The sequence below is a fragment of the Caulobacter sp. AP07 genome (assembly GCF_000281955.1).
GTDB lineage: Bacteria > Pseudomonadota > Alphaproteobacteria > Caulobacterales > Caulobacteraceae > Caulobacter.
In genome coordinates this window covers 1-4,609 of record NZ_AKKF01000099.1, presented here as the reverse complement: position 1 = coordinate 4,609, position 4,609 = coordinate 1, and the positions used below count along the sequence as shown (strand labels likewise).

General features: G+C 68.7%; 5 protein-coding genes and 2 pseudogenes. 5 read left to right on the top strand and 2 right to left on the bottom strand.

The window, feature by feature from the left end:
• From PMI01_RS06230 to PMI01_RS06215, 4 genes and pseudogenes are all read left to right on the top strand, one after another.
• A pseudogene (locus tag PMI01_RS06230) lies at nt 1-277 on the top strand (leucyl aminopeptidase); the annotation flags it as partial.
• Between the two features lie 3 nt (nt 278-280).
• Nucleotides 281-742, top strand: a complete 462-nt coding sequence (locus tag PMI01_RS06225; RefSeq protein ID WP_007665522.1) for a DNA polymerase III subunit chi — start codon at nt 281-283, stop codon at nt 740-742.
• Entirely contained in the window at nt 739-1,074 is a 336-nt protein-coding gene (locus PMI01_RS06220) for a hypothetical protein (protein WP_007665520.1), read from the top strand. Before PMI01_RS06225 ends, PMI01_RS06220 begins: the two co-directional genes overlap by 4 nt.
• Before the next feature lie 100 nt (nt 1,075-1,174).
• Nucleotides 1,175-2,935 (top strand): cellulase family glycosylhydrolase, encoded by a 1,761-nt coding sequence (locus PMI01_RS06215; RefSeq protein ID WP_007665518.1) that lies wholly within the window; start codon nt 1,175-1,177, stop codon nt 2,933-2,935.
• 57 nt (nt 2,936-2,992) lie between these two features.
• Here the strand turns inward: PMI01_RS06215 and PMI01_RS06210 are convergent, their stop codons facing one another.
• Nucleotides 2,993-3,397 (bottom strand): hypothetical protein, encoded by a 405-nt coding sequence (locus PMI01_RS06210; RefSeq protein ID WP_007665516.1) that lies wholly within the window; start codon nt 3,395-3,397, stop codon nt 2,993-2,995.
• Nucleotides 3,398-3,618: 221 nt separating this feature from the next.
• On the opposite strand from PMI01_RS06210, the gene PMI01_RS06205 reads away from it, so the two are divergent.
• Nucleotides 3,619-4,200 (top strand): hypothetical protein, encoded by a 582-nt coding sequence (locus PMI01_RS06205; RefSeq protein ID WP_007665513.1) that lies wholly within the window; start codon nt 3,619-3,621, stop codon nt 4,198-4,200.
• A gap of 15 nt (nt 4,201-4,215) precedes the next feature.
• Here the strand turns inward: PMI01_RS06205 and PMI01_RS06200 are convergent.
• A pseudogene (locus tag PMI01_RS06200) lies at nt 4,216-4,609 on the bottom strand (ABC transporter ATP-binding protein); the annotation flags it as partial.

Sequence of the window (4,609 nt, the reverse complement as noted above, 5' to 3'; positions counted from 1 at the left end):
GGGGGAGCCGCTGTGGCGGATGCCGATGCCGGCCGCCTACGAAAAGCAGATCGAAAGCCCGATCGCCGACCTGAAGAACATCGGCGGCCGTCCGGCCGGTTCGATCACCGCGGCGCTGTTCCTGCAGAAGTTCGTCAACGGCGTGCCGTGGGCCCACCTGGACATCGCCTCGGTGGCCTGGCGCAAGCCCTCGACCGATCCGACCGTCCCCGACGGCGCGGTCGGCTTCGGCGTGCGTCTGCTCAACCGCCTGGTCGCTGACGCGTACGAAGGCTAGCCCTTGACCGCCGCGCCCTGCGACATCTGGTTCTACCACCTCGAACGCAGCGCCCTGGAACAGGTGCTGCCCGAGTTGCTGGAAAAGACCCTGGGGCGCGGTTGGCGGGCCCTGGTGCGCGGCGGCGACCCCGGTCGCCTGCGCGCGCTGGACTCCCACCTCTGGACCTACCGCGATGAAAGCTTCCTGCCGCACGGCCTGGCCGACGAGCCGATGGCCGATCGCCAGCCGGTGCTGCTGACCGACAAGCTGGACAATCCCAACGGCGGCCAGGCCTTGTTCCTGCTCGACGGGGCCGAACCAGGCGACCTTTCGGGGTTCGAACGGTGCCTGGTGCTGTTCGACGGCCGCGACGAGGAGGCCTTGCGCCTGGCGCGGGGTCGGTGGAAGGCTTTCAAGGGCGCGGGCCACCCCGTGTCCTACTGGCGCCAGGGCGCCGAACGCGGATGGGAGAAACAGGCATGAAGCGTTTCCTGCTGGCGGGCGTCGTCCTGGTCCTGGCCTCGTGTTCCAGCGCGCCCGAGCCGGCTCCGATGCCCGCGCCCAGCACGCCCACCGCGCCGCCGTCCATTGCCTTGCCCGCCACGCCGCCCCAGGCCGAGAAGGACCAGTGCGGCCTGAAGGACGCCCAGGCCTTCGTCGGCAAGAACCGCACCGAACTGCCGGCCCCGGTCGATCCGTCGCGCTGGCGCGTGGCCTGCACGACCTGTCCGGTGACCATGGACTATCGCCCCGACCGGCTGAACATCCTGTTCAACCCCGAGACCGGCGTCGTCCAGCAGGTCAAATGCGGCTGAGGCCGCGCGGCGTCCAGCGTCTGGACAACGTTGTCATCTCGCGGCACTAAAGTGGCCTGACCAGTTCGCCCGCAGAGGCGGACGACGGGAGGTTGCCCAGATGAAGTCTTTCCTCGCCCTGGCGGCGTCGCTGGCCCTGCTGTGCGCCGCGCCCGCCCATGCCGACGGCTATCTGCGCGCCAAGGACGCCCGGATCGTCGACGGCGACGGCCGGCCGGTGATCCTGCGCGGCATGGGGCTGGGCGGCTGGATGCTGCAGGAAGGCTACATGCTGAAGCTGGGGGCCCTGGGCAAGGGTCAGGAGCATGTGATCCGAGCCGAGACCGCCAAGCTGGTGGGGGCCGAGCGCGAGGCGAAGATCCACCAGGCCTGGCTCGACAACCACACCACCAAGGCCGACATCGACGCCATGGCGGCCTGGGGCTTCAACTCGGTGCGCCTGCCGATGAACTACGCCCTGCTGACCCTGCCGGCGGACCAGGAGCCGGTCGCTGGTGTCGATACCTGGAAGGAAGACGGCTTCAAGCGCATCGACGACCTGCTGGCCTGGTCGAAGGCCAACGGAATCTACCTGATCCTCGACCTGCACGCCGCGCCGGGCGGCCAGGGCAACGACCTGCCGATCGCCGACCGCGATCCGTCCAAGCCTTCGCTGTGGGAGAGCCCCGAGAACCGCCGCAAGGTCGTCGCCCTCTGGCGAAAGTTGGCCGAACGCTACAAGGACGAGCCGGCGATTGGGGCCTATGACCTGATCAACGAGCCCAACTGGGACTTCGATGGGCCCCCAAGCGCCAAGGAGGGTGGGGGTCACGGCTGCAAGGACGAGAAGCAGGCGGCGCTATGGGCCCACTACAAGGCGATCACCGCCGCCATCCGCGAGGTCGACACGCGGCACATGATCATCATCGAGGGCAACTGCTGGGGCAACAACTACAAGGGCATGCCCAAGGCCTGGGACGGCAACATGGCCCTGTCGTTCCACAAATACTGGAACCTCAACGACGAGGCGTCGATCGCGCCCTATCTGAAGCTGCGGGAAGAGACCGGCCTGCCGCTGTGGCTGGGCGAGTCCGGGGAGAACTCCAACGCCTGGTTCCGCGACGCCATCGCTCTGGTCGAGCGCCACGAGATCGGCTGGGCGTTCTGGCCGCTGAAGAAGATCGGCTTCAACCAGCCGCTCGAGGTGGTCGCCAACCCCGGCTACGGCAAGCTGGTGGATTACTGGACCGCCAAGGGCCCCAAGCCAACCGCCGACGAGGCCTACAAGGCCCTGATGACCCTGGCCAGCCACGACGTCCGGTTTGAGAACAACACCGTCCACCCCGACGTGATGGACGCCATGCTGCGCCAGCCGCATGTCGACGCGGTCCTGCCGTTCAAGGACCATCGGATCGGCGCCGAGGGCGGGGCGGTCGCCGCGGTCGACTACGACCTGGGCGCCCCGGGCCAGGCCTATGCCGACAGGGACGCCGCCAACTACCACGTCTCGACCGGCGGCCAGCGCACCGCGTGGAACAACGGGCGGACCTATCGCAACGACGGCGTCGATATTGCCCGCGAGGCTGACGGCAGCGCTTACGTCGAGGACTTCACCGACGGCGAATGGCTGCGCTACACGGTCGTGGCTGATCGGGCGGGAACCTATGCCCTGACCGTGACCGCGCGTGCGACCGGTGATGGCGCGATGTTGTCGGTGGCGGTGAACGGCGGCGAGGCTAGCGTGGCCGCCGCGGCGCCGAGCGGGGCGGCCTGGGCGAGCGTTCTGCTGACTCGGGTGGCGTTGCAGGCCGGGCGCAACGTCATGGTGCTGAGGTCGAATGGCGCCGCAGTCCAGGTGAAGGCGCTGGCGCTGAGGTCCTAGACCGCCTTTCCCTCCCCCTTGTGGGGAGGGAAGGGATTCAATGGAAATACGGGCCGCTTAGCGGGTCCCAACCCCCGGAAAAAGCGCCGGTTCGCCGTCGAACACGCCCAGATAGCCCAGCTCGCCCAGCAGCGGCGTCACCGTGTCGGCATAGTCGTCGGCGTGGCGGGGCAGAGGCGCCGGGCGGCCGGTCTGGTCCTGCAGGCGGTAGACGGTCCACAGTCGGCCCTTGGGCGCGGCGGCGCCGGGGGCGAGGTAGCGGTGCTCCCAGCCAACCAGGGCCGGAGTGCGGTCGACCTCGATGTCGAACGGACGGTCGCGGAACGCCAGGTCCATGTCCAGCCGCATGGCCTCGGCCAGCCGCTGGTCCAGCCATTCGCCGAACGCCAGCAGGACGGTGGTCGCCGACAGGCCTTCGGGGTTGGCGACGATGTGATTTCGGGACGTGCTTCCTGAACTCATGACAACAGCAATACGCCCGTCATCTCTCATAATGGCTAAGGGACGTGGTTTAGCGGCGGTTACCAAGCCTTGCCGTGGGAACGCCGGCGCGTTTCTTGCCGCAAGCTCGGCAGTTCGTGCCCGCCAAGGTTGTCTCGCGTGGCGAGCCGCATTGATTTGACGAGGGTTTCGCCGTGGCACGGGTGTTGCTCCTGGGCTGGCAACGACGTCGGGAGCCAGCCATGACCATCAGCACGATTACCTCCGGTGGGCCCGCCGTTCTTCGCGGCGAGATCCCGAAGCCGTTCCCGGTCGATCTCGCCTCGGTGCGGTCGCTCCAGGAGGCCGTCCCTTCGGCGGCGATCCGCAAGCTGCCGGCGGGGTTCGCCCCGCCGCAGCCGCCGGACCCTGCGGCCATGATGGCGGCGATGAACGAGGCCGGCGTGACGCACGACGGCGATCCGTCCAGGCTGTTCGCCGAGGTCTACAAGAACGGCGAGGTCGTCGCCCGGCTCTACAACGGCGGCTCTTCGACCACCTACGGCCAGGCCGACGGGATCATCAGCGGCGTCGACGAGCCTTATGACGGCGGGCCGCAGTTGGCGCAGTGGCGGGCCGACAAGATCGCCAAGGAACTGGGCGGGACCGTCAAGATGGCCTCGACGGCCCAGACCCCGTCGCAATGGGCCCTGACCCACGCCGCCGACCAGGCCAAGATGGACAAGGTCATGGCGCCCTATCGCGCCGCGATGGACGCCTTTCGGGCCGCGATGAGCGAATACGGCCGGCCGGAAGCGAGCGCGCCAGTCTCCGTGACGGCCTGAAGCCGGTCGGACGCCCTACGCCTGGGCTTCCGCCAGCTCTTCCGCCAGGCCCATCCAGGTCGCCTCGGCCTCGTCGAGCTTCACCTTCGCCGCGTCACGCCGCTTGGTCAGCTCGGCCACCTTGGCCGGGTTCTTGTAGAGCTGCGGATCGGCCAGCTGGGTCTCAAGTTCGGACACCTGGCGGGTGGTGCGGGTGACCACCTGCTCGGCGGCCTCGATCTTGCGCTTCAGCGGCTCGATGGCGGCGGTCTTCTTCGGCGCGGCGGCGGGCTCGACCTTCGAAGGCTCCTCGCGCGCCACCTGGGTCGGCTTGACCGACTGCTTGGCGCGGTCGAGCACGAACTTGGCGTATTCGTCCATGTCGCCGTCGAACGGCTTGACCGTGCCGTCGGCGGCCAGCCACAGGCGG